The sequence below is a fragment of the Sphingomonas sp. CCH9-F2 genome (genome assembly GCF_001556735.1).
In the GTDB taxonomy this organism is placed as follows: domain Bacteria; phylum Pseudomonadota; class Alphaproteobacteria; order Sphingomonadales; family Sphingomonadaceae; genus Sphingomonas; species Sphingomonas ginsenosidimutans.
In genome coordinates, this window is the sequence record NZ_LSJO01000109.1 from 1 (window position 1) to 3622 (window position 3622).

A 3622-nucleotide genomic window follows, 5' to 3' on the forward strand; every position below is an offset into this window, starting at 1 on the left:
CCCCCACCCCGCCTCCCACTCATGATACCGATGGGAGGCGGGGTGGGGGAGCGGGCCGGTGCCGCGAAACGTGCCTGCGGCACGTTTCCAAACGAGCCCTCAGATCCGCGCCTCGTAACCGCGCGGCCGGCTCGGCATCGTCAGGATCGCGCGCGCATCGCCCGGCGTGCGCGCCTCGCCATGCGGGCCGCCCGCGGCATGGATCACCCGTTCCAGCAGTTCCTGTCCCTCCGGCCAATGACCCAGCCCGCTGGCGGCGTTGAGGTGCCCGTGCGGCCCGGCGTCGACGAAATGGCTGCCCCAGTCGACCGCCAGGCTGTGCGCGCGCTCGATCGTCACCCACGGGTCGTCGCTCGACGCCACCACGATCGATGGAAACGGCAGCGGCTGTTTCGGCGCGGGCGCGAACGGCGCCAGTTCCTCCGCCACGCCCGCGCGCTCGACATCGGCGGGCGCCACCAGCAGCGCGCCGGCGACCGGCCAGCCATAGGGTTGCGGGCTCATCGACGCCCACCACGCCACCGCGATACACCCCAGCGAATGGCCGACCAGGATCACCGGCGCGCGTGCCCCCGCCACCGCCTGGTCGATCTTCGTCACCCAGGCGTTGCGGTGCGGCCGGTCCCACATCCCCAGTTCGATCCGCGCGGTATCGGGGCGGCCGTTCTCCCACAATGTCTGCCAGTGCGCGGGGCCGGAGCCACCCAGCCCGGGAACGGTCAGGATCGTCGGCCGGACCGACAGATCATATGTCGAAAGTCCCATGACTACCCTCCTGTTATCCCCGCATTCCGCGCGGGGGACGGTGAGGCCGCGGCACACAGTCTAGGGGTCGGGAAAAGCCGCGGCCTCGATTCGCAATGTATTGTCCCCTAAATCCATGGACAATCCTGCATCGCAGCAATTGACGCGAACGGAGGCCGCCGCGAGACGAACCGAAATCGCCGCGCGGCTTGCGGTCCGGGGGGGCGGGCTGCGATAGCGGGCGGATGGCGAAACAACGTGCCGATCAGATGCTGGTGGACCGCGGCCTGGCCGAATCGCGCACGCGGGCGCAGGCGCTGGTGATGGCCGGTCTGGTCTTCGCCGGCGACCGCAAGGTGGAAAAGCCCGGCCAGCCGCTCGCCGACGACGTCATCCTCGACGTGCGCGGGCGCGACCATCCCTGGGTGTCGCGCGGCGGGATCAAGCTGGCGCACGGGCTGGACCACGCCGGCTGGGACGTGCGCGGCGCGGTGGCGATCGACGTGGGATCGTCGACCGGCGGCTTCACCGACGTGCTTCTGACGCGCGGCGCCGCGCGCGTCTATGCGGTGGACAGCGGCACCAACCAGCTGGCGTGGAAGCTGCGCCAGGATCCGCGCGTCATCGTCCACGAACAGACCAGCGCGCGCATCCTGACGCCCGCGCACATTCCCGAACCGGTCGACCTGATCGTCTGCGACGCCAGCTTCATCGGCCTGGCCAAGGTACTGGAGGTGCCGCTGTCCTTCGCCCGCCCCCCGGCGCGCGCGATGGCGCTGATCAAGCCGCAGTTCGAGGCCGGCCGCGCCGAGGTGGGGAAGGGCGGCGTCGTGCGCGACCAGTCGGTGCGCGACCGCGTCTGCGCCGAGGTGGCGGACTGGTTCGCCGCCACCGGCTGGCGCGTCGAAAGCGTCGTCGAAAGCCCGATCACCGGGCCGGAGGGCAATGTCGAATATCTGATCGCGGCGCATCGCGACTGAAACAATCGTGCGCCATGGGGCTTTGGCAGTTTACGCAAGGGTGACGATTGGGCACCTAGGCGCGTCGTTGACGTTGTGTGGGGGATCAGGGACGTTGGGCACGGTCGCATCGAGGGATCAGTTACGGATGTCGTTCCTGCGCTGGGCGGCGGTCTCGGTGCCGCTGGTCCTGCTGCTGGGGTTCCTGTCGGGGCGGTCGGTCCCCTCTGGCAGCGAGAACGGCTGGTACATGGCGCTGACCAAGCCCGAACTGACGCCGCCGGGCTGGGTGTTCCCGGTCGCCTGGTCGCTGCTCTACATCATGCTCGGGCTGGCGCTGGCGCTGGTGCTCAGTGCGCGCGGGGCGAAGCTGCGCTGGGTCGCGGTGGCGCTGTTCGCGGCGCAACTGGCCGGCAACCTGGCCTGGACGCCGCTGTTCTTCGGCGCGCACAAGGTCGGGGCCGCGCTGCTGCTGATCGTCGCGATCCTGGGGCTTACGATCATCACCACCTTCGTCTTCGCGCAGATCCGGCGCGTCGCGGCGTGGCTGCTGGTGCCCTATATGGTGTGGCTCAGCTTCGCGGGCGTGCTCAACTGGCGCATCGCGCAGCTGAATCCCGATGCGGAACGCCTTGTGCAGCCGGCCGCGGCGTCCCAAGTGATCGGCTGACCTGTTCCGCTTTTCGAAAGAGACCACCCATGCAGTCCGAAAACCGCCTGTTCGGCGATCTGGCCAAGCTGTTCAACGGTGCTGCCGGCACCATCGCGGGGATGAGCCGCGAGGCGGAAGCCGGTGCGCGGGAACGTGCGCGCGAATGGATCGGCGGGCTGGATTTCGTCGCGCGCGACGAATTCGAGGTGGTGAAGGCGATGGCCGTCGCCGCGCGGGACGAGGCTGATGCGCTGCGCGCACGGGTCGAGGCGCTGGAGGCCGCGCTGGCCGCCCAGAAGGCGGGCTGACGCGCACGCGCGATTGTGCGATACCGGCGACACGATGGCCATGCTCGATCACGACGCGGATTCCGATAACGAGGGCGAAGCCCCGCTGGACATGCTGGAGGCCTATTTCACGGCCCATGGCTGGCCGTGCGAACGCCACGACGATGAGATGACGGCCAGCGTCAAGGGCAGCTGGACCGAATACGAACTGCGCGTGCTGTGGCGCGAGGAAGACGGCGTCCTGCAACTGCTCGCCTTCCCCGACGTGAAGGTCGCGGAAAAGGGGCGGGGGAAGATCTACGAAACGCTCGGGCTGGTGAACGAGCAATTGTGGATGGGCCATTTCGAGCTCTGGTCGTCCAGCGGCATCCTGCTCTATCGTAACGCCACCGCGATCGAGGCGCGCGACGGGGAAGCGACCATGTCGCTCCCCACCGCCGAGCTGCTGGTCGAATCCGCGATCGACGAATGCGAGCGTTTCTATCCCGTCTTCCAGTTCGTGCTGTGGGGCGGCAAGTCGCCGGCGGAGGCGATCGCGGCGGCGATGGTCGAAACCCAGGGCGAGGCCTGAGGCGCGGTCATGCGGCTGTGGATGATCGGGTGCGGCAATATGGGGTCCGCCATGTTGCGCCGCTGGGTCGATAGCGGGACGGTCGCGGCCGCCGACGTCGATGTCGTCAATCGCACCGACCGCGTGCTGCCCGATGGCGTGCGCCAGGCGCGCGAGCTGCCCGACGGACCGCTGCCCGACATCGTCGTGTTGGGGGTCAAGCCGCAGCAGCTGGCGGAGGTCGCCGTGCGCTTCGCCGCGCGCCTCGCCGATGCGCCGCTGCTCGTCTCGATGCTCGCCGGGTGCGATCCGGCGACGCTGTCGGCGGCCTTTCCCGGCCCGGTCGCGGTGCAGACGATGCCCAATCTGCCGGTCGAACTGGGGCGCGGCGTCGTCGCGATCCACGCGCCCCAGTTCGACCGGCAGATTG

6 protein-coding genes are annotated in these 3622 nt (G+C 69.4%); 5 read left to right on the plus strand and 1 reads right to left on the minus strand.

The genetic code is table 11. The annotated features are described in order from the left end of the window. Positions 1-99: 99 nt before the first annotated feature. On the minus strand, positions 100-765 hold the full coding sequence (locus tag AX685_RS03310; protein ID WP_066485430.1) for an RBBP9/YdeN family alpha/beta hydrolase: 666 nt from the start codon (positions 763-765) through the stop codon (positions 100-102). A gap of 224 nt (positions 766-989) precedes the next feature. Here AX685_RS03310 and AX685_RS03315 point away from each other — a divergent pair, with 224 nt between their 5' ends. The 5 genes from AX685_RS03315 to AX685_RS03335 form a co-directional block, all read left to right on the plus strand. Next, positions 990-1724 carry a TlyA family RNA methyltransferase gene (locus AX685_RS03315; protein ID WP_066485432.1) on the plus strand — a complete coding sequence of 245 codons (735 nt, stop codon included), beginning with the start codon at positions 990-992 and terminating at the stop codon, positions 1722-1724. Between the two features lie 127 nt (positions 1725-1851). Continuing rightward, complete coding sequence (locus tag AX685_RS03320) at positions 1852-2373, plus strand: TspO/MBR family protein (RefSeq protein ID WP_066485434.1); 522 nt, start codon at positions 1852-1854, stop codon at positions 2371-2373. Between the two features lie 29 nt (positions 2374-2402). After that, entirely contained in the window at positions 2403-2663 is a 261-nt protein-coding gene (locus tag AX685_RS03325) for an accessory factor UbiK family protein (protein ID WP_066485437.1), read from the plus strand. Between the two features lie 40 nt (positions 2664-2703). Next, positions 2704-3213 (plus strand): YbjN domain-containing protein, encoded by a 510-nt coding sequence (locus AX685_RS03330; RefSeq protein WP_066485439.1) that lies wholly within the window; start codon positions 2704-2706, stop codon positions 3211-3213. 51 nt (positions 3214-3264) lie between these two features. After that, positions 3265-3622, plus strand: a 358-nt coding sequence (locus AX685_RS03335; protein ID WP_443026247.1) for a pyrroline-5-carboxylate reductase family protein, incomplete at its 3' end; no start/stop codon positions are given.